Consider the following 24,572-nt stretch of genomic DNA (forward strand, 5'->3'; position numbering starts at 1 on the left):
CCTCCTTGACGGGCCAGCGGAATTCAAAGCGGTCCGCGTCGATCGTTCGAAGAAGACTTCGAACGATGCTGAGTGATCGAGATTTGTCACGCGTACGGTTGCTTGGGCCCAGAGTCATGATGCCTGCCAGCAATCAAACCCCTGGCTATTCGGTAGATAAAAGCGCACTGTCCCACTACCATCGAGCGGCCCTTAGCATCTATCGGTGGTGTGAACGCAAGTTGCGCTCCCGCTCAACCCCGCAGCGGAGCGTCAAACATGCCGGCTCAACGGTCCCCAGGACAATCCTTGACATTCGAATACCGCCTCGCGCAAGAGGCGATCAATCTCCGCCTACAGGCCGAGGGGATGCCCGTTGGCGTCCGCCGCACGGAGCTTCTGCGAAAAGCCCGGCAGATCGATGTGGCCGGGGAGCTCAATAAGTGGTTGACGTCCCCGGGACTACAGCCGCCATCTTGACTTTAGGTCTCGTTCTTATTCGACGTGTTGAACTTCAGCACGCCACGTGGAGACCAACCTTTATCGGGATTTTATTCTCACCCTCCCGGGGCTGGTAAGCCGCCGCCTGCGCTTTATTTAAGCGGGCGGCGTTTTTGCTCGAGCTGCTATGCCATTGGACGCGATGTCTGGCGGCTGATCGTGATTTCCATGTGGCTTCTAGGAACGCCGCTGGGAGAGCGGCTTTAAGCTTAATCACCTTTTTGGATCCTGGGCTACTATCGGTGACTGAGAGCTGGTTGCTCCCGCCTCCAAGCCGCGGGATGCACATGTGCAACAAGTGCGACTAGATAGACAACGAGATTGAACAGCTCCGCGGGTTGATAGCACCGGGAATGGACGCGCTTAGCCTAGCGATGATCCGATGCGCCATCGAATTGCTAGAAGCTGATAAGGCGGCCTTTAAGTGCCACGGGAGCGCGCACAAATAAGTGCGCCCGTAGTTCGCAATCTTAGTCGATGTCTGCTCTTGGCCCCTGAGCCGAACCGAGCTGCCCCGTGCTGTGATGTCCGCTCTCGGCCGTAAACCGGAACGCAAGGTCGCGCTTGCGTCGCCTGTCGCCTATGATCCGGTGGCGAAGATCGCGGCCATGGGCAGTGGACGCCATCCGCGCTGGCGCGAAGGTGCTCAAGCGATGCGTGGCCCGATCGGGCCGGCGCGGCTTAGTCGAAACTTGTCTCGGAAGGTTCATGCCCTAGCGGAATATTTTGTGGCTCCTCAGCGCCGATGAGCAGTCATAGGATTGGATTGCCCGAGCCAACGGGCTCCAGTTTCAACGCGTTCGTTTTGAACGCGTACGTAGCGCCGGGGGATCGCTCGTCAAAGCCGGCAGCATCCGCGAATAAATAACAAAGGGGGGTATCATGTCCGCGTTGTCACGCCGCGATTTCCTTGCACTTTCGACGTCAGCCGCAGCAGTTGGTCTCGCTGCGCCTGCGCGCGCTGCCATGGGACCGAACGACAAGTACGATCTGGTGATCCGCGGGGGAGAGGTCGTCGACCCCAGCCAGTCGCTGCGCGCCGAGCGCGATATCGGCATTCGCTGGGGCGTGATCGAAGCCGTCCAGGAGACGATCCCCGCCGAGCGCGCCCTGAAGAGCATCGACGCGTCGGGCAAGCTCGTGATGCCCGGCCTCATCGACCTGCATTGTCACGTCTATCCGTACGGCTCGGCAATCGGCATTCCCGCCGACGAGCTGGTGCAATTCCAGGGCACGACGACCGTCGTGTCGGCAGGCGACGCCGGGGTCAACAATCTGGCGGCGCTGCGCCGTTTCATCGTGGCCCAGACGCGGGCGCGGATGTACGCCTTCGTCCACATCGCGAACAACGGCCTTTCGGCGTTCCCGGTCGCCGAGCTCTACAATATCGACTCCGCGCAGACCGAGGCCTGCGCCATGGCTCTCGCCGAGAATTCGGACTTCCTCCTCGGGGTCAAAGTGCGGATGTCGGAGAACGTGATCTTCAAGCACGGGCTCGAGCCGCTCAAGCGCGGGATCCAGGCGTGCGAGATGTGCGGCTGGCCGGCGAAGATGATGGTGCATATCGGTGGCGTCGAGTCCAAGGAGCTGATGTCGCAGATCCTCGACCTGCTTCGCCCGGGCGACGTGCTGACGCATGCCTATTCGGGTGCCCCCAACATGTCCAACGTCTTCACCAATATCGTCCAGGAGGGCAAGCTGCTGCCCGCAGCCCTGGCGGCCAAACAGCGTGGCGTCATGTTCGACGTTGGCCATGGCGGTGGCAGCTTCGATTTCACCGTGGCGGAAGTAGCGATCCCCGGTGGATGCGCTCCGGACACCATTTCCTCCGACATCCACGTCTTCTCCGGCAATTCGCCGGGCATTCCCTTCCTGCCCAACGTGATGAGTAAGTTCATGACGCTCGGCTTCACGCTGGAGCAGGTGGTGGCAATGGCCACGACAGCCCCGGCGAAGATCATCAGCCGCGCGCCGAAGATCGGCACGCTGCAGGTCGGTGCGCCCGGCGACGTCGCCATCATGGAGCTGGTGGAGGGGCCGGTCAGCTTCGTCGACACCCGCAACAACAAGAGAGACGGGAAGGCCCAGCTCAAGCCGATCCAGACTGTCATCAACGGTGTGCCGTTCGGCCGGCCCTATCAGGCGCCGTTCGCAGTGAGGTAGCGAGCCGGCAGGCGCTCAGCGGTCGTTGAGGCTGCGTGGAGGAGCGCGGCGCGGTGCGGCGGGAGGGGTGCGGCCGCGGGGACGAGCGGTTGCCGCCGATCTTGTCGCGCGCCTCGAGTCATCCCTCCGGCAGGCCGCCTTGCCGGCCGGTTCTACCGATCCGCCGGCGGCGATCCCGTGGAGCAGGCGCAGAGGATGCGCGGCTGGATGTCGGCGGCCGAGTGGATCTTTCCTTACGACGCGGAGAAGGCCGCTGCGGCCGTTCTGTCGTCCGGCGAAAAGGCTCCATCTGGTGCCGCACGGGCGTAGATCCCAGGTCCCGGCCGGGCTTCACCTCCGGGCCGGCGAGGTGATGAATGGCGCGGGTCCCGTCAGCAGCCGCGCTGCGTGAAGCCGGGGCTGATATGGGCGCTCGCGGCGAGCGCGCCGCTGTTTCAGTGAACACGGCGCCGGAACGGTCCTATAATACGCGCCTCAACCTTGCGGTTGCTCGTTACCTGCCATCGCTGGCGGAGGCCGCCGTTCGCGTATTTGCGCTCGAGTACAGCTTCGCAAGCGGACGACGCTGAACGACCCGCCCTGCGGAGGTTTTGACAGTGGACCACGGCATCACCCTTTGACTTCGGCGCGCCTCTTGCAGATCGGAGGAGAAACGCGATGGTCGAGATATCTCCGCGGCAACCACAAACGTCTCTCGTTCGTGATGCGGGAGACGACAAGGCTCCATCTGCACGTCCGGCGGATGGTGAAGATCAGAACTCGTTCCTTTATGCGAATTGTGCTCTTGGTCTCTTTCCAATCGACCCGGTCGATCTTCACGATTTCGCAAAAGGGCAGCTGTTGGCTTTGGCGATTTTTGTGCCTGTTGCGATGGCGCTTTTCATTTTTCTTGCCTCGTAAGGGCTTCCGCCTGACGGGCGCAGCGGCGAGTCCATTATGGAGCATTGGCAGACGTCACGCCGGCAAGTGCAGCCTGCGCCTTGCAGCTTCGCTCAAGCTGACGGGGCGGGCGTGAACGTCAATTCGCGCGATCGCGGTTGAGTACGCTGGCGCGGTCTTCGCCGGGAGACAGTCGTCATATCCGTTGGGCGGACAGCCGCGCCACGAGGAATTCGATGGCGGCACGGACCCGCCGAGGCATCGCGCCGGTTCCTCGCTTGGGCCAGACGATCTGGAGCGGCATGGGGGGCGGCTCGTGGCCGACAAGGATCTGCTCGACGATCCCCTGATCGATGAGTCTGCGGACCTGCCAAAGCGGGGCGATCCCGATGCCAAAGCCGGACGCGACGGCCGCGTTGCGGGCCGCGGCGCTTTCCGACCGAAAGCGACCATGGACTTCGATACGCTGCCTGTCGCCGCCGAATGCCCATCTGTCATCGTCACCGGCTCGCAACACGCATTCATGCCGGGATAGTTCTTCTGGATGCTCGGGCCGACCATGGGCCGCGAGATAGACTGGCGAAGCGAACACGGCCCAGCTCAGTCCACCGAGGCGGCGAATCCGCAAGTTCGAGTCCGGCAGATTGCCGATGCGAACGGCGAAATCGAGCTTCTCGGCGACGAGATCGACACGCTCGTCGGACAGGACGAGTTCGAGGTCGATCTCCGGATTCCGCGTCAGGAATTGGCTCAGCACGGGAGTCACATATTCAGGGCCGAACAGGCTCGACGTGCCGACGCGGATGGTGCCGGCCAGCCGCCGGTTGCTGGCGAGCAGGTCTTCACGCGCGGCGTCGATGGTCGTGAGCGCGAGGCGGATTCGATCGGAAAATTCGAGGCCCGCTTGTGTTGGATTTAGGCGCCGCGTCGTGCGCGACACGAGCTCCACGCCAAGGTCGTCTTCGAGCCGCGCAAGCGAACGGCTCACCGATTGCAGCGATCTGCCGAGGCGCGTTGCCGCGGACGTCAGGCTTCCCTCGTCGAGGACAGCCAGAAGCACCGCGTAGTCTGCAAGCGAGGCCAACGTCATTCTTCCGAAAAGTGAGATAATATATCCATATCTCCGCATATTATCATCATAGATGTGATGTGTTGTGAATGGGCTCCCAACCACCCGGAGCTTCTCATGACGAAATCGGATTCCCGCGCAGCAAACGTCCCTCAGGCCCTGACGCCTCTCTATGGCGCGCCGATCACGCTCGACGAGGCGACGCGCGTGGCCGATGCGGCGCGTGCCGAAGCGCAACGTCATGGCTGGCCCATGGTGATCGCCGTTGCCGACAGCGGCGGCCATCTCGTCCTGCTGTATCGTCTCGATCAGGCGCAGCATGGCAGCGTGCTCGTCGCGCAGCAGAAGGCGAAGACCGCCGTCGATTTCAGGCGGCCGACCGGGGCGTTCGAATCCGCGCTGGCGGACGGCGGCCTTCACTGGCGATTGCTGGGCATGACCAACCTGACGCCTCTGGAGGGTGGCCTTCCGATCCTTCGCGACGGCAGGGTGATCGGAGCGATCGGCGTCTCGGGCATGCAGTCAACCCAGGATGCGCAGGCCGCCGCGGCAGGCGTTGTGGCGTTCGGAGCGTAATGGCTCCGGCGCGGGATCGCGGCGCGGAACAACGGCTCTGCGCGGCTGGGGATAGCGAAATCCGTACCCCGCCGGGCTTCCCCTGGCGGCTGGTATGCCCTATGACGCTGCAACGCAAAAATCCCCCCAAAAGACCCCATGATCCGCCTCGACAACGTCAGCAAGCAAGCCGGCCACCAGATCCTGTTCATCGAAGCCTCCGCGGCCCTCAACAAGGGGGAGAAGATCGGCCTTGTCGGGCCGAACGGCGCCGGCAAGACCACGCTGTTCCGCATGATCGCCGGCGAGGAACTGCCCGACGAGGGGCAGGTCTCGACCGATCGCGGCATCACCATCGGTTATTTCAACCAGGACGTCGGCGAGATGTCTGGCCATAGCGCCGTGGCCGAGGTCATGAATGGCGCCGGTCCCGTCAGCGAGGTCGCGGCCGAGCTGCGCGCGCTCGAGGCCGATATGGCCGACCCCGAAAAGGCCGACCAGATGGACGAGATCATCGCGCGCTATGGCGAGGTGCAGCACCGGTTCGAGGAATTGGACGGCTATGCGCTCGATGGTCGGGCGCGCGAGGCCCTGTCCGGCCTCGGCTTCAGCCAGGAGATGATGGACGGCGACGTCGGCAAGCTCTCGGGCGGCTGGAAGATGCGCGTGGCGCTGGCGCGCATTCTGCTGATGCGTCCCGACGTCATGCTGCTCGACGAGCCCAGCAACCATCTCGACCTCGAAAGCCTGATCTGGCTGGAAAAATTCCTGCACGACTACGAAGGCACGCTGCTGATGACCTCGCATGACCGCGAGTTCATCAACCGCGTGATCTCCAAGGTGATCGAGATCGACAGCGGCTCGCTCACTACCTACACCGGCGACTACGAATTCTACGAGCAGCAGCGCGCGCAGAACGAGAAGCAGCAGCAGGCGCAGTTCGAACGCCAGCAGGCCATGCTCGCCAAGGAGATCAAGTTCATCGAGCGCTTCAAGGCGCGCGCCTCCCATGCGGCGCAGGTACAGAGCCGGGTGAAGAAGCTCGACAAGATCGAGCGGGTCGAGCCGCCGCGCCGCCGCCAAAGCGTCGCGTTCGACTTCCCGCCGGCGCCGCGCTCGGGCGAGGACGTCGTGGCGCTGAAGAACGTCCACAAGGGCTATGGCGCCAAGCGCATCTATGACGGGCTCGACTTCATGATCCGCCGCAGGGAGCGCTGGTGCGTGATGGGCGTCAACGGCGCCGGCAAGTCGACGCTGCTCAAGCTGGTCGCGGGCGCGAGCGAGCCCGACCAGGGCACGGTGGCGCTCGGGGGCAGCGTCAAGATGGGATATTTCGCCCAGCACGCGATGGACCTGCTCGACGGCGAGCGCACCGTGTTCCAGTCGCTGGAGGACCAGTTTCCGACCGCGGGGCAGGGGTCTTTGCGCGCGCTCGCCGGCTGCTTCGGCTTCTCCGGCGACGACGTCGAGAAGCGCTGCCGGGTGCTCTCGGGCGGCGAGAAGGCGCGGCTGGTGATGGCCAAGATGCTGTTCGACCCGCCGAACTTTTTGGTGCTGGACGAGCCGACCAACCATCTCGACCTCGCCACCAAGGAGATGCTGATCACGGCGCTGTCGGATTTCGAGGGCACCATGCTGTTCGTCTCGCATGACCGCCACTTCCTGGCGACGCTGTCGAACCGCGTGCTGGAGCTGACGCCGGAGGGCATCCACCAGTTTGGCGGTGGCTACACGGAATATGTCGCGCGCACGGGGCAGGAAGCGCCGGGGTTGCGGTCGTAGGGGGTGGCTTGTAGCCCGGATGGAGCGTAGCGCAATCCGGGATTTCTCCCACGCGAGCGGTCGTGCGATGCGGATGGTCTGGACCCGGATTACGCTTCGCTTCATCCGGGCTACGAGAGCGCCGGCGGGATTCCGTAGCCCGGATGAAGCGAAGCGTAATCCGGGATCACTCTCCGCGTCTGCCAAAATTGCCGGTGATCTCGCCGCTGCCGCCCCAATCGGCGGGCAGGATGCCGGCACGAATGTAGCGATGGAGCGAAGAGTAGGGCCAGTCGATCGGTGAGGCGACGAGGCCGTGCTTGACGGGATTGAAATGGATGTAGTCGGCACATCGTTCGAAATCCGCGTCGTCGCGAATGGTGTGCTCCCAAAATCGTCGCTGCCACAGGCCGAACTCGCCGCGATGATTGCGAACAACAGGCACGCCGGAAGCGACGAGCCGGTGCGTGAACAGGCTCTTGATGCGTCGCCATCGACCGGAGAAGTCCGAGTCATTTTCCGGCAACGTCATGATGACGTGGAGATGGTCAGGCAGGATCACGATCGTGTCGATCGTGAACGGCTTTTCGATCCGGGTCGTCTTAAATGCTGCGCGCAACTGCGCGACGTTGTCCACCAACGCGGACGATCTTCGATCGTCCATCGTCGCGGGAAGAAGTAAGCGCCGCCGGGTACGAAATTTCGCCGATAGCGAACCATGCGAGAGTTTCCCGGATTGCGCTTCGCTTCATCCGGGCTACAACCAAATCGAGAGAGTTGCAATGAATTCGCGGGATGCGCGCCGATCGGCGCTCATCCGTTCGGGGCTTTTGATCGTTTGACGGTGGCTCGGCTGGCGATCTGCGCGCTTCAATGAATGATGCCCAGGCTTCGCCCGGCCGCCACCGGCCGGACGATGCCGTAGCCGTAATCGTAGTTGGGCACAGCGGCGCCCTGGGGCCGCGCCGTCGCCTTCAAGACCGCAATCATGGTTGCCGGATCCGTCGCCATCGGCGATTGCACGGTCCGCAGCGCGGCGATGCACCCGGATGCGACGCCGCATGATGTCGACGTTCCCGTATCCGGCTCGAAGCCACGCGGGCCGCGCTGGATCTTCGAGCCGAGAAACTGCGTATAGGCGGTGATGTCGGGCTTCCTTTGAGGCATGCCCGCGATAGACGGTCCTTGCGAGGAATAGCAGACGCGCGCGTCCAGGATGTCGCAACCGGCGAGCGTCAGCACTTCGTCATAGGCGTTGGCGCCCATGATCATGCCCTCCGTCCGCTGCAGACACACGGCATTGGGACAGCCGTCGCCGCAATTGCCGGCGGCGAAAACCACGTCGGCCCCGAATGCCGTGAGCAACCAGATGTACAGCCTGAAGGGGTGATTGGGATTGTCGATGTAGCGCCTGGAATCACCGGGCGGAAAATCGTCGAGGCTCGGATGAAAGATACCCCAGCTATTGTTGACCACGAGCGCGGTCTGCGGAATGGCGCCAGTGACCGCCCAGCGCCAGATCAGCATCAAGTAACCGCGCATCATTTCCGAGATCGTCGCGCTGACAGTGTGCTCCCCGGCCGGCCGCCCAAGCAGCAAGGGATAGTCGAGCAGCGTCACCTTCGGGGCCACCGCGAGCACGCCGTAGGCACACATCGTTCCGTGTCCGATGCGATGGAGTCCCGGCGTCGTCGCCACGGTCGGAGGCGTCCACGAATTGCCGACATCCAGGTCCAGGTTGAGGCCGAATCGCGTCTCAAGATGTGACTTGCAGATGCCGGTATCAACGATGGCGACGGCAACACCCGCGCCGTGAAGGCCGTTGTGCTGCAGCGTCGGGGTGTTGAGATCCTGCCGAACCATCTCGGTATCGCCGGTGGCCTTGTTGGCAGGGGGTAAAGCAAGCTGGCCGCGCACATCAGGATCCAACCAGACTGGCTCGCCATTGTTGAATCCCGGCTTGGCGAGGCTCTCGGGAGAAACGTAGGCGCGGATCAGGAATTTCTTCGATTTATCGAGCGCGAGGAGCGCGGACGCATTTTTGCCCCTGTCCCTGGTCGAGACTGCAGGTCGCTGATCGGCGCCGTCCCAGAGCGGCAAGGCGCCGAACTCACCGTCGATCAAAAAGTCGGGCGCCGCGTTCCTTTGAATGTATTCGCGCATCGCGCCGACCGGACTATCGCCCTTGAGCAGGTCGTTTGCCGCCCTCACGAGCATGCCATCCTGATTGCGCTGCGCCAGCACCCGCACATAGCCGGTGTACAATTCCCAAGGCGTCATGGCTGCCTCCGCTGCCGTGGTCAGGTTGCGCGTGGTCTCACTGCCATTCTTTCTGCGCGAGTGCGAACGTGGCCGCGTAGAACGGGCAAGCGATCAGAAAGCGCCTTATGACGATCGCGGCCCTGGCGCCCGCGTCGATGTCCTCGCGATAATGCAGTCCCGCGATCACCCGGTTCATCCCGACTCGCGCGGCCAGCGCGCGCAAGGCCTCCGCGTATTGAGGGAGCAGGTCGGCCAGGCATTCGGAGGTGAGCGTGCCAATGAGCGCGTGCCCGGCCGGATAGGCCGGGTGCCCCGGGACCTGGACCGGCGGATACAGCGTCGGGCAGACCTGGCTTGGTCGCGGCTGGTACCAATAGGGTGGGGGGGCGGCACCAGCCGGGTTCGGATATTGGAGCTTGAGCTGGACCATAGCAAACTCGCCGACCCGGGCCATGATCTTCATCAGCAGGAACGTTTGCGGGTGGGACGTGGCGCTGATGTTGAGAAGCTGCAGCCATCGCAGCTGAAAATTCTGGTTCTCCTCCACGATCTCGCCGAGCGCTTCCGGCCGCTCCGCGACAGCCAGCACCAGGACCTCGTCGATCATCTTCGCGGTGACGGGGAAGGTGGGTGGCGGCAGCGCGACCGCCGCCTGCCATTGCTTGCCGCCGATGGTCTGGGCCAGAAACTCCGGCATGATCGCGATGGCGCGCAGATCCGGATCCCATTCAGAGTCTCGGAACTTGGCGTAGTAGTCCCGCGGGATGGTGATCTCGGCAAGTGGCCGATCGGCCCGCATCGCGAACACGGGCGATCCACCGCCGCCCGAGCCGCCTGACCAGTTTCCTCCGAACCAATTGCCACCAAACCAGTTGCCTCCGAACCAATTTCCCCCCATGACGGGATCCTCCTGTGGTTCGCTGCAAATGCAGCATGGTTTCAATCCGGCAAGCCTGCCTCTCGCAAATGTTCGATGAAGCGTTCCCGCAAACCTATTTTGAACGGGCATCGCTCACGATAGGCCGAAAGCTTGAATCGAGGCTGTATCTCCAGAAGCGTCCTGGTAACGCTCCGGGCCTCATCGTTCTGACCCTTCGCAATGTAGGCGGCTGCCAGAACACGCAGGTTGGCGGACAGCCGTGCGTTCAGAGCTGCGGTCTTGCGGGCCCACACGACCGCCTCGTCGTAATTGCCGTTGATGTAATGCGCTTGGCCGAGGAACATCAGGTAGAAATATGCCTGCGTATCGGCCGGTGACAGCCGCAATCCCTGTTCAGCGCGCGTGATCGCTGATTGGCCCTCCTCAAGGTAGCCGTACACGCCACTGCTAAGGGTCCAAGCCATAGCATTTCCGGGTGACGCGCTCAACGCTCTGTCAAAGAGGTCGAGCGCTGAGTCGTAGTCCTTGAACAACAGCGCCTTGGTGTGTCCGAGAACGGCCAGCGCGAAGCCGTCTGCCGGCGCACGATCGACCGCCGCCGTGGCAAGGCGCGCCGCTTCCGCCGCATCGGGGCCGCCCTCGGCGCCCCAGCCCTGCGCGACATTGTGAATGTGCCAGAGCGCTGCATAAGCATAGGGCGTAGCATAGCTCGGATCCGCAGCGATCGCGGCCTGCAACAACTCGCCCGCACGGCCGAAGTCGAAGAAATTCATGCGATACATGAAGTCAATCGCCTTCATGAGCAGCTCGTAGGCATTGAGATTGTCCGAGCGCTTTTGCAGCGCGCGCTTCAGCTCTGCCTCGCGGACCTGGGGAGCGATGCTCCATACGATGCGTGTCGCAATGCGGCTCTGAAATTCGAACAGTTCGGAGACATCGCCATCATAATGATCTGCCCAGAGCAAGATCCCCGCTTCGACGTCCTGCAATTCCACGCCGATGCGAAGCCGCTTGTCGGCGCGTCGGATGCTGCCGCTCAGGACATATCGGACGCCGAGCTCCTGGCCGATCCTCTGGTTGTCGATCGGTCCGCTGCGATAGGGAGAGGTGGACATGCTTGAAATGACGAACAGCCCGCGGAGGCTCTGAAGCGCCACGACGATCTCATCGGCCGTCCCATCGCCGAAGTAATCGTCCACAGGATTCGCTCCCTGCGTACGAAACGGCAGCACCGCGATGTAGGGCACCTTGGCCTGGCGGCTCGCCTTGCGGCGGTCGCCCGAGGGCAGTCGTTCGGCCTCAGGCAGCAGCAGAGAATAGGCGTGAACGGGGCGTGCGAGATGCTTGAGCCGGAGCACGCCCAGGTCCTGGACTGGCACGTCGAGCCGGTCCTTGATCTGCTGGAACATCTCATCTGAAAGCACCACGCCGCCAGCCGGCGCCGACTGCTCGAGTCTCGCCGCGATATTGACGCCCTTTCCGAAGATGTCCTCGGATTCGACGATGGTCTGCGCAACGTTCAGACCCATTCGAAATTGAATCTTCCGATCGTATCCTTCCCGGGTCTGCGCGGCCGCGACTTCGGCTTGCAAGGCGACCGCACAGCGCGCGGCATCAAGGGAGGAATCGAACGAGGCGAGAAAGCCGTCCCCGGTATTCTTCACGATCCTGCCGCGGAAGGAGACGATGCACGGGTTGATCACGCCGAAACGAAGCGCTCGCAGGCGGATGTGCGTTGCCTCCTCCGCCACCTCGGTCAGGCGAGCGTAGCCCACGACGTCGGCGGCCAGAATTGCAAGTACGCGCCGCGATGGCGGGGCCGCCTCTGCAGCATCGATCCCCGGATGGTTCACCTTGACCACCCCGCTACCTTGCAGAACGGGGGCAGGATAGCAGACCATGACGCTATTGACAGCGCGCACCGGGCACCTCGTGCTCCAAACAACGTCAACGCCCGCTTGTGCGCGCGCCGACATTTTTCTGAATGACGCGGCCCCCAAATCATAAACAGCGAATCTCCCTTCCGGTGAGCGCCATGTCAGACGAGGCACGCCTGTCGTGTCCGCGAACTTGGGAAACTCGCTCCCCGAAGCGGGTAGTGGGCCTGATCCTGGCGGCCTTTTCAGCCCTATCTGCATAGAGCCACAATCGGTTTCAGCAACTTGACTGCAAAGCGGAAGGCCTGAGCGCTACCGTGTTGCGCAGTGGGGACTTTACAGCCGAAATGGAAATTCGCTGTGAATTAAATCATAAATAAACACATAAATTCGTGCCACCGGGCCCGGCGGTTGTGTTTCGCCGATTTGCTCGCTGTCGACGGTGAGGATGGGCGCTGATCGGCGCCCATCCCGTGCGGCCGTTATTCGGCTACCGCAAAATCTCGCGCAGCAACTCGCCGTCGACCTGGTGCGGCCGGACGCCCAGGAGTTGCATGATGGTCGGCGCCACGTCGAGGTTGCGCATACGGCGGATCGTCGTGTTGTTGCGGATCTGCGGGCCGGCGGCGATGAAGGTCGCGCTCATCACCGGCAGCTTTGGATCGTGGCCGTGGGCGCCGTAGAAGTTCGGCATCGACAGCGTGGTCGTCGCCGCATTGAAGGTCGCATCGCCGAGGCGGGCGACGCCGGGGTTCTGGATGCCGTCGAAATTGTACCCCGGAGCCATCAGCGCGAACACATCGCCAAAATCCTGGCCGATGGTCTTGCTGGTGCATTGCCCGATCCCAGCCTCGCACTGGAGCGGACGGGTCTCGACCACGGTGAAGAGCCGTCCGCCCTCGAGCGAGAAGTTGAATTTCGGGTTGGGATCGACCGCGTTCTTCACGGCGTCGGTGATCTGGGTGACCAGCGCGGCGTAGCTCGCGGGGTCGACGGTGCCGCCGGACTCGCGCTGCTGCAGGTTGACGTAGATGTTGACCGCCGGACCCGAGGTGCGGATCGCCACCTTGCTGGTGTCGATGCCGGCATTCTTCAGGATGTTGGTCATGCTGACCGAGGTGTGGAACGGTGCGAAGCCGTGGTCCGACACGACGATGATGTTGCTGTCCGGCCCCGCCGCCTCAGCGATCTGCTTCACCGCCTTGTCGGCGGTCTGATAGGCGAAGCGGATGTACGATTTGTAGCGGGCGACCTTGGCGGCGTCCTGGCCGGCGCCGACCGAGCTCGGGTCCTTCGGATTGGTGCCCTGGCGGGGATCGGTGAGCAGGAACTGATGCTCGGAGCCGTCCGGCTGCTCGATATAGATCATCACCAGATCGGCGTCGGGATGGTTCTTGATCGCGCGCTCGCCGATGTCGGCCTGGTAACGCACAAAGGTCTTGACCATGTCCTCGTACATCGCCTCGATCTCGATGTCGGGGAAATCAGTGAAGCCCGGGCTGAGGCGCTCCGGAATGCGGAAGTCGGCCTGCGGGCGCCAGAACCCGATGCTGTTGTTGATGTCGTCGACGTCGGCCAGCACGGGCGTGTTGCGCGGGATGTAATTGGCGCCGTAGCGGGCAAAGCGCACCACCGACAGATCGGGCGCGAGCTGCGAGACGAAGTAGGCGGCGCCGACCCGGGCGCCGCTGCCCTCGAAGAAGAACGGCGCGTTCTCGCCGCCGAGCTTGGCATAGGCAGGTCCAGTCGCCGGCGGCTTGAACGGCCCGGCCGTGATGCCGCGCGTGGCGTCGAAGAACACGAGGGTGTCGTAGTTCACCTTGTTGTCGTTGGTGGTGTCGAGTGCCGCCACCCGGATCGCGTATTTGAGGTCCTGCGTGGCCGCGCTGGTGCAGGTCGCGGTCTGCACCGAGGCGCACGAGAACGTCTCGATCGGCGTGGGCGTTGCCAGCACCGGGCTGAACGAGAAGCGGCCGGCCGCCTGCAACGCCGCGGCCACCGCCGGATCGGGCGCGAAGTTCGTCTGCGTCAGCGAAAAGCCCTGCGCGCCGAGCCCGCCGAACGCGCCGAACGGCACGGTGTAGTCGGTGACGCGGATCGGCTGGGCCGGCTGCACCACGGTGCCGTTGATCGAGATGTCGGCGCCGTCGCCGCCCGGCCACGTCGCGGTGACCACTTTCTTGCCCTGCTGACGCAGCTGCACCCATAGCGGCAGCGCCGACGGCCGCGGCGAGGGCCCAAGCGGGCTCTCGCGATAGCCGCCGATCGGCGCCGCAAAGCCGCTGAGGCTCGATGTGATCGGGCCGACGATCGCCTGGAAGGTGTTGGAGGGGATGTCGTTGTGAACGGCGGTCGAGCCGGTGGCGATCTCGATATGGGAAACCGCGGTGAGTGACGGCGAGGCCGTGATGTTCTGCAACGCCACCGCGCCATGGCGGCTCAGCCGCGCCAGTCCGCCATCGCGCGGCAGCACGCCTTCGTCGATGAACTGCCGGATGAAGTCGGGTTTTGCGCCGTCGAGCGAGATGAGGATCACCGGCGATCTGCGGCCGTGGTGATGGCCCCGATCATGGTCGCGATCGCGGACATTGTCGAAACCGCGGCCGCTGTCATCCTGATCGGCGTGTGCCGTCGCTGCAACGCCCGTCAGCGTTGCGGCGAGCGATAACGAAGAGATCAGGGAGAAGAGCTTTTTCACGTGAATGCCCCGTGCTTTTTGTTGCGCAACCTGTGCGCGATCAATCTCGAATGACGCAGAGATTATCGAGCGGGGCCGACGACGCGCGTGTGACGCCCAGGCGACGCATCTGCGTCGCTGTGTGAATGCTGTCGCAAGACTCCAAGCGGAGCTCTGTCGCGCGAGCTATGGGAACTCGTCAACGCAAGTACACGCCCGTGTGTGTTGAACGCTGCGAACTCGTTCGCTACGCTGGAGAAAATAAGGGGAGGGCGCGTGAAGCAGCTCAGGATCGGGGACATCACCATCGACGCGGTGATCGAGCGGGAGGGCCCCTGGCGGCGGCCGCAAGATTTTTTCCCGGCTTATGACGACGGCGTGTTCAGGCGTCATCTGGCGACGATGGAGCCGGAGGTGTTCGATGTTGCGCGCGGCATGATGGTCATCACCTACCAGACCTTCGTCGTGCGCACGCCGCGCTACACCATCCTGGTCGACACCTGCACGGGCGAGGACAAGGGCCATCCGCCGCCGTTCGACTTTCCCGGCAAGGAGCGCTGGCGCAACGAATTGTTCGCGCTCGGCGTCGGCTTCGAGCAGATCGATTATGTGTTCTGCACGCATCTGCACATCGACCACACCGGCTGGAACACGACCTTGCGCGACGGCCGCTGGGTGCCGACGTTCCCGAACGCCAAATACGTCTTTCACAAGGGGGAGTACGCGGCCTGGGAGGCCGAGCACGCCAAGGGCAACAATCCGCCCGGCACGGTCTTCCGTGATAATTGCCTGCCGATCGTCGAAGCCGGGCAGGCATTGCTGGTGGATGACGATTACGCGCTGGATGATACGGTCACACTGACGCCGACGCCGGGGCATTCGCCCTGCCATTGCTGCGTGAATATCTTTTCGAAGGGCCAGCGTGCGGTGGTCGCCGGCGATCTCATGCATCACCAGATCCAGTGCCGCGAGCCGGACTGGTCGGCAATGCCGGATTGGGATGCAAAACAATCAGCTGTGTCGCGGCGAAAGTTCTTTGCGTCCGTTGCGGATACGGACACGCTGATCCTGCCGATCCATTTTCCGGCGCCGACGGTGGGATGGATCAGGCCGTTGGATGGGGCGTTCGATTATCGATTCAGGCGGGAGTGACGCTCTTCACCTCGCCCCGCTTGCGGGGCGAGGGAGTTCAGCTTCGTCGTGGCGCCCTTACGCGCCGACTTCGCACTTCTTCATGAAGCTGTTCTTGGCGGCGCCGGCGAGCGGCTTGCCATCGGCGCTGACGGCCTTGGGCGCGCAGGCGTCGGCCTTGCACTTCTTCAGGAACGAGGTCTTGGCGGCGCCGGCCAGCGGCTTGCCGTCCTTGCCGACCGCCTTGCTCTCGCAGGTGTCCTCCGCGAAGGCCGAGCCCGCTGCAAAGGTGGCAACGATCGCAGCCAGCAAAATCCGCTTCATCATGGGTGTCTCCTAAACCAGAAATGGCGCTGAGGATTGGAGCCGGGAATCGTGGCGCAATCAAGCAGGATCGGCGTTGCCGGGTCGTGGTGTGCGGATATTTTCGGCGTGCGATGAATGAGTCTCGCCCTCGCGCACGGCGGGGTCGCTTTTGGGATTTTGGCCAGCTGCTTGCTGCACTGCGCGCTGACCGCGCGGTGCGAACCTGCTAGGCTCACGCCATTGCAGCAGGAACGGAGCGTTGCCATGGACGCCGTGACGAGCCCGCAGACCGCCGATCGGCATTCCCATCTGGTTCAACCTCAGGCCATGGAATGGCAGAAGACGCGCTTTCCCGGCTGCGAGGCCAAGACCTTGCTGTTCGATCGCGACACCGGCCTGATGACCGCCTTGATGCGCTTCGCGCCGGGATCGGTGCTGCCCGATCACGAGCATGTCGGCATCGAGCAGAGCTACGTGATCGAGGGCGCGCTTGTCGACAAGGAGGGGCCCGCCCAGGGCATCGCCTGCAAGGCCGGCGAATTCATCTGGCGCGAGGCGGGCAGCCGGCACGCCGCATGGTGCCCGGACGGGGCACTGATCCTTGCGATCTTCCAGGTGCCGAACAAGTTCTTCGAGGCCGATGGCCGCGTGGTCGACGCCTCCGGCCAGGATTGGGACGAGGCCTGGGGGCACACGGCGGCGCAGCGGGCGCGGAGCGCTGGATAAGACCGTTCTGCCTGGTTCAGACGCTGCCACTGATGCTTCTGACGAGCATCGTGACCTGAACGGCAATCAGCCGCCGCATCTCCTTGCCGCTCCGGGCGGTTTCGCGCAATCCCCGCATGCCGAACACGAGGCATCGCGCCAACACTTCCGGCTCATCCGCTCGCTCGTCCGTTCCCTTGGCGGACCGCGCCTGATCGCGGATGAGGTCGGCAACCAGCGACTGGAAATTGTCGTAGACCTGCCGGACTGCAGGGAAGCGAAGGTCGAAGAGATCGGCTGAATCCGGATGCGCCTCGACCAGGTCGAAGCCATGGGATCCCCAGGATTTGCAGGCGTGGAGCAGCTTGGCGTGAAGGCCATCGAGGCGGGCGATCGCGGTCCTGATCTCACGGTGCTTCTGCTCGTCCATTGCCTGGATCACCGCCGCGAACACGGCATCCTTGTCGGGAAAGAGCAGGTAGAGCGCCGGCCGCGATATCCCGGCCGCGGCGGCGATGTCGCCCATCGTCGTGCGGGCATAGCCGTAGCGCGAGAACACCTCCGTCGCGGCGGCGACGGCAAGCTGCTCTTTGGACATATGGGATTCAGCCATGATCCTCACTCACTGCTCGCTCGCCGCATCTTGACAAAATTTCGATAATTGTCAATTTGTCAGAGCTTGGCCGCAATGCCTTGGAGGGTCCTGCGATATGAACAACGACGCGCGACTGAAGACCTGGAACACCTATCAGGCGGCATGGGGACCCATCGACGAAAGCGAGCGGCGCCGGCTGCTCGAGCAGAGCGTCGCGGTGGATTGCATCTACACCGATCCCGGCTCGCAGGTTGCGGGACGGGAGGCGTTAATGGCGCGCATCGGGCAAACGCAGCTGAAATTTCCGGGTGCCCATTTCAGGAACGACAGCTTCCTCGAACACCACGAGCAGGGGCTTTTCCGCTGGACCATGTACGACGGCGCCGGCCGCGTCTTCGTCAAGGGCGAGAGCTTCGGCCGCTTTGGCGAAGATGGCCGCCTGGTTCAGGCGACCGGCTTCTTCGAGGTGCCAGCCGCCAAGGATTGATCGTTGTCGGGGGCGACGGACCGAGCCCGCCGTCGTCCCAGCTCTGTATCAGGTCCCGCGCGCGAGCAGCGCCTTGAAATCGGCCCGCGCGCGCTGGGCTTCGGCCCGCGCGACGTCCGAAGCGTCACCCATGCCGAAATAGCCATGGATCAGGCCGGGGCCTTCATGGTGCTTGACGCGCACGCCGGCGGCCTCGAGCGCCCGGGCATAGGCTGTGCCCTCATCGCGCAGGGGATCGAACCAGGCGGTGGTGACGATCGCGGGCGCAAGGCCTGCGAGGGATGGCGCGCGCAGCGGCGAAACGCGCCAGTCGCTCGCCTGAGCGGGATCGGCGAGATAATGGCCGCAGAACCATTCCATCGTGGCGCGCGTCAGGAAGTAGCCTTCGGCATTCTCGGCACGTGAGGGAAAGCGCGCGTTCTCGCCCGCATCGGCGTAGGCGCCCGCGACGTCGGTCACGGGATAGACCAGCAATTGCGCGGCGAGCTTGATGCCGGCATCGCGGCAGGCGATCGCCGTTGTCGCCGCGAGATTGCCGCCGGCGCTGTCGCCGGCAACACCGAAGCGTTTTGCGTCGCCGCCAAATTCCGCGACACGGCTAAATACGTCGCGCACCGCGGCGAAGGCATCTTCGAAGGCGCCGGGAAAGCGCGTCTCCGGCGGACGGCGATAATCGACGGAGACGACGACCGCGCCGGTCTCGATCGCGAGATTGCGCGCTTGCCGGTCATGGGTTTCGAGATCGCCCGCGACCCAGCCGCCGCCGTGGAAGAACACCACGGTCGGTGCCGGCGCCGTGCCGACCCGGTAGACACGTGCATCGAGCGGGCCGGCGCCGCCGTTCACCTTGATATCCTGCACACGATCGACCGGCGGCGGCGGGATTGCGGCGCGCGAAGCAGCCAGTGCGCGCAAGGAATCGCGGGCGCTCTGTGGCGTCATGACCGCGGGATCGCGCATCGGCATGAGCGGAATGATCTGGGCGATGACGGGATCGAGCGGCGTGGGCATGAGGTCCTCACAGGGTTCTTGGTCTTGCTTGCGGGTTAGCATAGATTTTGCGCGCCGCATCGGCAACCGGCCACGTGTTGTGATGCGCGGGGATGAACGGGCAGGGAGGCCAAGGAGTGGAATTCGAGACGCTGGTCCAGTCGCGCCGCAGCGTGCGCGGTTTCAGGAACGAGTCGGTGCCGCGCGCGGTGATCGAGGCGATCATCGAGAGCGCCAAGCGCGCGCCGTCGTCGATGAACACCCAACCCTGGCACGTTCACGTGCTTACGGGGCGTCCGCTCGAAGAAGTACGCCGCCGCAACATGGAGGAGATGATCGGTGGCGCCAAGGTCAAGCGCGACATCGTCAGCCACGGCGAGTATCAGGGCGTGCATCGCACGCGGCAGGTCGACATCGCCAAGAAGCTGTTCGGCGCGATGGGGATTGCGCGCGACGACAAGCCGATGCGCCAGGACTGGGTGCTGCGCGGCTTCCGCCAGTTCGACGCGCCGGTCTCGCTGGTGCTGACCTATGACCGCGTGCTCGACCCCGGCGCAGTCTGCCATTTCGATCTCGGCGCGCTCTGCTACGGCATCGTGCTCGCAGCGTGGGACCGCGGTCTCGGCTCCGTCATCAACGGGCAGGGCATCATGCGCTCCGACATCGTGCGCGAGGTCGCCGAGATCCCGGAGGACGAGGTCATCATGACCTGCGTCGCGATGGGTTATCCCGACGACGGCTTTGCCGCGAACGCGGTTCGCTCAGACCGCGAGCACAACGATGAGTTCGTGCGTTACGTGGGCTTTGCCGATTAGCACGACAAAGAGGAGATTGTTCTCCGGCGAAACTTTTTTTGGTGCGGAGTCGTCAGCAAGCTCTTGCAATCTCGATCGTGCGGGAGGAACAATATGCAGGCTGAAAGGTTTGTTGCTGGCGCGAGGGAATCGATATGCGGCGGCTGGCTAGCCTGGTGCGACGGTTGTTCGGCCCGCGAGTGCGGCGTCCGATCGATGATGATCCCACTCTTCCTTTCACCTCCGACGAGTTCGGGCGGCTGATCCGGAGCGGCAAACGCGAGGACATGAAGCTGCTGGCCGAAGGTCTGGCCAGCAACTCGATCCCCCGCCGCGCCAAATACCGCGCCACGCACTAGGGCAGGTATTCGAGGGGAAGGGCAGCGTTTACCGCGTGAGGGCGACCTGCTTGAACGAGGCGACTAGCGCGTTCTCCAGCTTGCCATTCATTCCGCAGAGAATGTTGTAGGCCTCTGCGCGCGGCATCGTCGGTTTGTAGTGGCGGTGCTCGATGAGTGCCGCGAAGATGTCCGAGATGGTGAGAATTCGCACGATATCGCCGATGCTTTCGGCGCACAGCCCGTCCGGATAGCCGCTGCCGTCGAGATATTCGTGATGATGCAGCACGGCATCGAGGATCTCGGGCGAAATTCCCTCGTGGTTCTTCAAAAACCCATAGCCCGCCGCCGGGTGCGTTTCGATCAGAGCGCGCTCTTCGGCATCGAGACGACCCGGCTTGTCGAGAATGGCGAGCGGGATCTGGGCCTTGCCGATGTCGTGAAACATCGCGGCCGAGTAGAGGCGCTCCAGATCGGCTTTGCCCACGCCGAGGCTGAGACCGAAGTCGATGGTGACACCGGTCACCAGCAGGCAGTGCTGATAGGTTCCCTCGTGGTGGCGGCGTACCGTCGTCAACCACTCGGACAGGCCATGCTCGATAATGCGATCGGCAATCTGGCGCCCGGCTTCCCTGGTGCCGTCGACGTCGAGCGGCTGGCCAAGGGTGACGGACGTGAACATCGTGGCGATGGCGGTCGCTGCGGTCTCGACCGCGTCGACCTGCTGCGCCTCGCCGCCCGGTGAGGCGGTCACCGGGGCGGCATGATCGGACAGGGCCGCCAGCAATTTGATCCGGTTGATCGTGCCGGGAAGCACGAGCGTGGCCCCGAGCGCATAGGCTTGCGAAATGCCGGCGTGAGAAGTGTGCTCGAGCAGGAAGACGCGTTTCCTGGCCTTTGCCAGCTTGCCGGCGCGCTTCTTGATGGCCGTGATGTTGGCGACGTCGCGCAACTCCGCGCGGACGACGATCGCGTAAGGCACCTGCGCGAGCTTGGCATCGGCGTCGAGGCGTTCGCCCACGACAGTGAACTTCTCTTCAAGGATCGAGCGGATGCCGGATAGCTTGCCGGACGTGTCGGCCAGCACCTGGACGAGTGGGCGCGCCGTCTCTGCCGCCCGGACACCGCCGTCGCTATTGACGGCGGGTCTTGAGATGGTTCGCGCGCTCGTCACGGTCTGACCTGGAGTTACGGCACTGAACTTCAATGCGTGGAACGGAGTTTCGGATCACCTGGTTTGCACGAGCCCGGCGCGGTGGCTGCCGATGCGCGTGCAGTTCTCTTCTTGCCGTCTGCAGTGATGAAGTGAACGCCGGCCGTGGTGCCGTCGATCCACACCAGCTCGCAGCGCCGATAGGCGAGCCCCGTCGACGACAGCACCATGAAGAATTCCTTCGCCTGCAGCACGTCGAGCGTACCCTCGACCTCGACTTTCGCGCCGGTCTGCGACACGTCGAGCAGAACGCAGCTGCGCCGCCAGGTGCCGTCCGAGCCCATCAGATTGACGGGCTGCCGGTGATCCATTTTCACGCGAGACGCCTTTCGACCGTCGAACCTCATCGGCTAACCCCCGCTTTTGTGCTGCGATGTCCTGGATCGCTTGAGCCTGCCCCTGCTGCGATTTCTCCCCAGCGCACCGTCCATTGGCTGGTCGACAAGAGCAGTGTTTCAAAGATGAGCTGCGCGCGTTCGCGCTGTGCGAAAGAGAGTCCAACGCCGCTGCGGTTGCTGAGGATCGCGAGCGTGGTCGCCCAGTTCAGCCGCGAGGCACGGCAGGCCATGACCAGGCCCTCGCAATTCTCGTCGGTCATGACGTGCTCGATGATCTCGATCGGAGCCCCCGAGAGCACCGACAGCGCGCTGACCAGATTTGCAGTCTCTCCGCGGATCGCAAAGCGGTTCACAGTGGAGTCGTTGAGCTTGCCGACCCGGGCGAGGGCGACGATCTCCGGCCGTGCGTTCGCATAGGCCGCCGGACAGGGTAGAGCGGGTGTTGTCGGACCGGATGCCGCATCGTGCGTCGGCGGCACGGCGGAAGCGTCGGGCTTCGCCGGCGGTGTCTTGTCGGGCAGCGTCTTGCCGGCGCGAGCGGACAACAACTTCCTGACGATGAGGTCGGGGGTATCCGGCCTGAGCGCTAGCGCCTTGATGATTTCGTCATCCTGTCCGGCCCCGGCGATCAGTGCGGCATAGGCCGCATCGGAGAATTTCGTCCCCGGGTTCTTGAGCAGCGCGGGATAAACCGGCCGGCCACCGTGCCTGATCAGCGCCTCGGTCACATCAGGCGGGATGCTGTCGCGGTCGCAGATCGCGCGTTGCTGCCGCTCGCCGCGCGAGCTCGCAATCGCAACGAGATCGGGCGCGGAAAGTGCCTGCGATTCGAGCAGGAGCGGACAAGCGACGTCCGGATCCTCGTGCAAGGCCAGCCGCAGGAGTGTCCCCTGCGGCGCCACGTTCAGTTCAGCGAGCGCCCTGCTGAGCCGCATCAGTGCGTTAACCGCGACCCGTTCCGTCAGGCGTAGCAGGACACCATCGACCACACCGACCAGCATTTGCTGGGGGTAATCGCGGTTCGTGGTAAGCAGGTGGGTGATGCCTTCGAGAATGCGCGTGCAACGCTCCGGAGGGCAAGTTGCGACCGCGTCTTCCAATTCAACAAGACTATCGGCAGGCAAATTTGCCATCATGGCAGGAGCCTGAGTTTGAAATAGTTTTGACGATTTAACGACCATCATTGCGCCTGACAGACGTTAATTTGGATTTGAGATTTTAAACGCCTGGGTATAAGATAGCCGGCGTTACAACCTAAAACGCTATCGAAATTCGGCGGGACGAGTTGCCGCAGCGTGTCCCTTCAACCGAACGCTCGCCAATTGATGCGGGCGGGGTAGGGGAATTCTTTCGGTCTAACAGGGGCACCGAAAGGGGGGAGTTCAGATCGGCGCTATTGCCGGACGCGCGTCGTTTCAGGGCGCGGCTTTTTTTCATTTGCCATGAGCAACAATGATGATGCGCCAGGATTGGCGCCAAAGATATTTCGCTTCTCCGATGTCGACGAGTTTCGCAGTTCGATACGCGGGTTGAACATCGAGTTTACGCCGTTCGTGCGACGGATTGCTGCTGAGCAGGTGATCTTGCGCCTGCCGGGCTGCGACGTGAACGTGACGCGGACGTTTCCGCGCGTCGTGGACGCGCAGCTGGTTGCCGACTGCACGGCGATCGGTTTCGCGATGGACGATCTCGAAGTTCCCATTCGCTTCAATGGCGCGCAGCGCGACCGCGCAGTCGTCGTCATCGGCACCAGCGGCGCGGCCTACAACACCATCGAGGAGGTGCAGAGGCAGATCGCCTCGGTCGTGTTTCGCCCTGAGGTGAAGGACCGCGGCTGGCCCGAGACGCAGTCGAGCTTCAAGATCTTCGAGACCAGCATGCCGGCCCTGCTCCGGTTGCGAAAGGTGGTCCGGGAGGTGTTGGCGGCTGCGTCCGAGCCGATCGATCCCGCTGAGGTTCCGTTGAAGGGGGCGGCGATGAAGGAGTCCCTGTTCGGCGCGGTCGACACCGTGTTCGCCAATCTGGTGTCCGCGCGATGGACAGTGCGGCCGAACGACGGGCGGCAGTTCAAGACCTTTCAGGACATCCGCGCGCTGTTGTCCGAGGATCTCTCGCAGCCGATCTACAGCGAGGAGGTCGCACGCAAGCTCGGCCTTTCCGTCCGCACCATGCACGACGTCGTCCGCCGCTATCGCGGCATGAGCCTGCACCGCTATCTGCGCCTGCGCCGGCTCTGGCTGGTGCGACAGCGGCTGCTCGCCGGCGCCGACAGCGTCAAGGCCGTGGCGCTCGCCTTCGGCTTCTGGCACCTCAGCGATTTCTCCAGAAGCTACCGCGATCAATTCGGCGAGACGCCGTCGCAAACGCTGGACCGCGGACGCGGAAGATAGCGCGACAAATCGATCGGGCGCGCCGCCTGCTTTCGTGCTATCTTGCCACCCATGAGCAATCGCATCCTCGTCCTCTACGGTTCCTACCGTTCCGATCGCATGGGCATCCGCCTTGCGAATTTCGTCATCAATCGCCTGCGCAGCCGCGGCGACGACGTCGAGTTCATCGACGCCAAGGCGATCGGCCTGCCGATGCTCGACCGCATGTACAAGGAATATCCCAAGGGCGCCGCCCCCGAGGCACTGGAGAAGCTGGCCGGGCAGATCCGCGGCGCCGACGGTTTCGTCTTTGTCACCGGCGAATACAATTGGGGCATTCAGCCCGGATTGAAAAACCTGACCGACCATTTCCTCGAAGAGTGGTTCTGGCGCCCGGCCGCGATCGTCAGCTATTCCGCGGGCCGCTTCTCGGGCGCGCGCGCGGCGACCGCCTGGCACGGCACGCTGTCGGAGATGGGCATGGTGGTGGTGTCGAGCACCATCGGCGTCGGCCCGATCGCGCAGAGCTTGTCGGCGGACGCCGAGCCGATCGGCGAGGGCGGCAAGGCGCTGGAACGCGTGTTCCCGCGCTTTGCGGATGATCTCACCTGGTGGATCGAGGCGGCGAAGGCGCAGCGGGCGCGGAAGGCGCCGCCGTACTGACGTCCGGTAGCCCGGATGGAGCGAAGCGCAATCCGGGGCC

The 24,572-nt window shown here is 63.8% G+C and carries 22 protein-coding genes and 1 pseudogene; 11 read left to right on the forward strand and 12 right to left on the reverse strand.

Features of this window, described 5'->3' with window-relative positions:
• Window positions 1-1,362 precede the first annotated feature (1,362 nt).
• Window positions 1,363-2,643 (forward strand): amidohydrolase family protein, encoded by a 1,281-nt coding sequence (locus tag IQ16_RS22785; protein WP_026312258.1) that lies wholly within the window; start codon window positions 1,363-1,365, stop codon window positions 2,641-2,643.
• A 657-nt stretch (window positions 2,644-3,300) separates the two neighbouring features.
• Window positions 3,301-3,543 (forward strand): hypothetical protein, encoded by a 243-nt coding sequence (locus IQ16_RS22790; protein ID WP_145831764.1) that lies wholly within the window; start codon window positions 3,301-3,303, stop codon window positions 3,541-3,543.
• Between the two features lie 175 nt (window positions 3,544-3,718).
• On the opposite strand, the gene IQ16_RS22795 is transcribed toward IQ16_RS22790, so the two are convergent.
• Complete coding sequence (locus IQ16_RS22795; RefSeq protein ID WP_018644713.1) at window positions 3,719-4,612, reverse strand: LysR family transcriptional regulator; 894 nt, start codon at window positions 4,610-4,612, stop codon at window positions 3,719-3,721.
• A gap of 96 nt (window positions 4,613-4,708) precedes the next feature.
• On the opposite strand from IQ16_RS22795, the gene IQ16_RS22800 reads away from it, so the two are divergent.
• Both IQ16_RS22800 and IQ16_RS22805 read left to right on the forward strand, forming a co-directional pair.
• Window positions 4,709-5,167 carry a GlcG/HbpS family heme-binding protein gene (locus IQ16_RS22800; RefSeq protein ID WP_018644712.1) on the forward strand — a complete coding sequence of 153 codons (459 nt, stop codon included), beginning with the start codon at window positions 4,709-4,711 and terminating at the stop codon, window positions 5,165-5,167.
• Between the two features lie 138 nt (window positions 5,168-5,305).
• A complete protein-coding gene (locus tag IQ16_RS22805; RefSeq protein WP_018644711.1) occupies window positions 5,306-6,928 on the forward strand; it encodes an ABC-F family ATP-binding cassette domain-containing protein in 1,623 nt (540 codons plus the stop codon).
• A gap of 166 nt (window positions 6,929-7,094) precedes the next feature.
• Here IQ16_RS22805 and IQ16_RS22810 read toward each other — a convergent pair.
• The 5 genes and pseudogenes from IQ16_RS22810 to IQ16_RS22830 form a co-directional block, all read right to left on the reverse strand.
• Window positions 7,095-7,627 (reverse strand): annotated as a pseudogene (locus tag IQ16_RS22810) (REP-associated tyrosine transposase).
• A gap of 150 nt (window positions 7,628-7,777) precedes the next feature.
• Window positions 7,778-9,151, reverse strand: a complete 1,374-nt coding sequence (locus IQ16_RS22815) for a S8 family serine peptidase (RefSeq protein WP_158646945.1) — start codon at window positions 9,149-9,151, stop codon at window positions 7,778-7,780.
• A 73-nt stretch (window positions 9,152-9,224) separates the two neighbouring features.
• On the reverse strand, window positions 9,225-10,067 hold the full coding sequence (locus tag IQ16_RS22820; RefSeq protein WP_026312255.1) for a phosphatase PAP2 family protein: 843 nt from the start codon (window positions 10,065-10,067) through the stop codon (window positions 9,225-9,227).
• A gap of 41 nt (window positions 10,068-10,108) precedes the next feature.
• Complete coding sequence (locus IQ16_RS22825; protein WP_244635815.1) at window positions 10,109-11,971, reverse strand: adenylate/guanylate cyclase domain-containing protein; 1,863 nt, start codon at window positions 11,969-11,971, stop codon at window positions 10,109-10,111.
• 445 nt (window positions 11,972-12,416) lie between these two features.
• Complete coding sequence (locus IQ16_RS22830) at window positions 12,417-14,624, reverse strand: alkaline phosphatase family protein (protein WP_145831765.1); 2,208 nt, start codon at window positions 14,622-14,624, stop codon at window positions 12,417-12,419.
• Between the two features lie 255 nt (window positions 14,625-14,879).
• Here IQ16_RS22830 and IQ16_RS22835 point away from each other — a divergent pair, with 255 nt between their 5' ends.
• A complete protein-coding gene (locus IQ16_RS22835) occupies window positions 14,880-15,755 on the forward strand; it encodes an MBL fold metallo-hydrolase (protein WP_018644705.1) in 876 nt (291 codons plus the stop codon).
• A 57-nt stretch (window positions 15,756-15,812) separates the two neighbouring features.
• Here the strand turns inward: IQ16_RS22835 and IQ16_RS22840 are convergent, their stop codons facing one another.
• Window positions 15,813-16,061: a hypothetical protein gene (locus IQ16_RS22840; protein ID WP_018644704.1), complete on the reverse strand. Its 249-nt coding sequence runs from the start codon at window positions 16,059-16,061 to the stop codon at window positions 15,813-15,815.
• Window positions 16,062-16,304: 243 nt separating this feature from the next.
• Here IQ16_RS22840 and IQ16_RS22845 point away from each other — a divergent pair, with 243 nt between their 5' ends.
• Window positions 16,305-16,766 (forward strand): cupin domain-containing protein, encoded by a 462-nt coding sequence (locus IQ16_RS22845; RefSeq protein WP_018644703.1) that lies wholly within the window; start codon window positions 16,305-16,307, stop codon window positions 16,764-16,766.
• A gap of 16 nt (window positions 16,767-16,782) precedes the next feature.
• Here IQ16_RS22845 and IQ16_RS22850 read toward each other — a convergent pair whose 3' ends face one another.
• Window positions 16,783-17,358, reverse strand: a complete 576-nt coding sequence (locus IQ16_RS22850) for a TetR/AcrR family transcriptional regulator (RefSeq protein ID WP_145831766.1) — start codon at window positions 17,356-17,358, stop codon at window positions 16,783-16,785.
• Between the two features lie 97 nt (window positions 17,359-17,455).
• On the opposite strand from IQ16_RS22850, the gene IQ16_RS22855 reads away from it, so the two are divergent.
• A complete protein-coding gene (locus IQ16_RS22855; RefSeq protein WP_018644701.1) occupies window positions 17,456-17,827 on the forward strand; it encodes a nuclear transport factor 2 family protein in 372 nt (123 codons plus the stop codon).
• 48 nt (window positions 17,828-17,875) lie between these two features.
• On the opposite strand, the gene IQ16_RS22860 is transcribed toward IQ16_RS22855, so the two are convergent.
• Window positions 17,876-18,838 carry an alpha/beta hydrolase gene (locus tag IQ16_RS22860; protein WP_018644700.1) on the reverse strand — a complete coding sequence of 321 codons (963 nt, stop codon included), beginning with the start codon at window positions 18,836-18,838 and terminating at the stop codon, window positions 17,876-17,878.
• A gap of 116 nt (window positions 18,839-18,954) precedes the next feature.
• On the opposite strand from IQ16_RS22860, the gene IQ16_RS22865 reads away from it, so the two are divergent.
• Complete coding sequence (locus IQ16_RS22865; RefSeq protein ID WP_018644699.1) at window positions 18,955-19,632, forward strand: nitroreductase; 678 nt, start codon at window positions 18,955-18,957, stop codon at window positions 19,630-19,632.
• 134 nt (window positions 19,633-19,766) lie between these two features.
• Entirely contained in the window at window positions 19,767-19,970 is a 204-nt protein-coding gene (locus IQ16_RS22870; RefSeq protein ID WP_026312250.1) for a hypothetical protein, read from the forward strand.
• A gap of 28 nt (window positions 19,971-19,998) precedes the next feature.
• Here IQ16_RS22870 and IQ16_RS22875 read toward each other — a convergent pair whose 3' ends face one another.
• Genes IQ16_RS22875 through IQ16_RS22885 form a run of 3 tightly spaced genes read right to left on the reverse strand, consistent with a single transcriptional unit; the run spans window position 19,999 to window position 22,636 of the window.
• Window positions 19,999-21,123 carry an HD-GYP domain-containing protein gene (locus tag IQ16_RS22875; RefSeq protein ID WP_018644697.1) on the reverse strand — a complete coding sequence of 375 codons (1,125 nt, stop codon included), beginning with the start codon at window positions 21,121-21,123 and terminating at the stop codon, window positions 19,999-20,001.
• 29 nt (window positions 21,124-21,152) lie between these two features.
• The gene (locus IQ16_RS22880; protein ID WP_018644696.1) at window positions 21,153-21,509 is read right to left on the reverse strand and encodes a PilZ domain-containing protein; all 357 of its coding nucleotides are present in this window, start codon (window positions 21,507-21,509) and stop codon (window positions 21,153-21,155) included.
• A complete protein-coding gene (locus IQ16_RS22885; RefSeq protein ID WP_018644695.1) occupies window positions 21,506-22,636 on the reverse strand; it encodes a DUF2336 domain-containing protein in 1,131 nt (376 codons plus the stop codon). The genes IQ16_RS22880 and IQ16_RS22885 overlap by 4 nt, the downstream gene beginning before the upstream one ends.
• 306 nt (window positions 22,637-22,942) lie before the next feature.
• Between IQ16_RS22885 and IQ16_RS22890 the strand changes: the two genes are divergently transcribed.
• Together IQ16_RS22890 and IQ16_RS22895 are read left to right on the forward strand one after the other, a co-directional pair.
• Window positions 22,943-23,890: an AraC family transcriptional regulator gene (locus IQ16_RS22890; protein WP_018644694.1), complete on the forward strand. Its 948-nt coding sequence runs from the start codon at window positions 22,943-22,945 to the stop codon at window positions 23,888-23,890.
• Between the two features lie 51 nt (window positions 23,891-23,941).
• Window positions 23,942-24,532 carry an NADPH-dependent FMN reductase gene (locus IQ16_RS22895; RefSeq protein WP_018644693.1) on the forward strand — a complete coding sequence of 197 codons (591 nt, stop codon included), beginning with the start codon at window positions 23,942-23,944 and terminating at the stop codon, window positions 24,530-24,532.
• The last annotated feature ends 40 nt before the right edge of the window (window positions 24,533-24,572 follow it).

The organism is Bradyrhizobium huanghuaihaiense (assembly GCF_007830635.1).
GTDB lineage: Bacteria > Pseudomonadota > Alphaproteobacteria > Rhizobiales > Xanthobacteraceae > Bradyrhizobium > Bradyrhizobium huanghuaihaiense.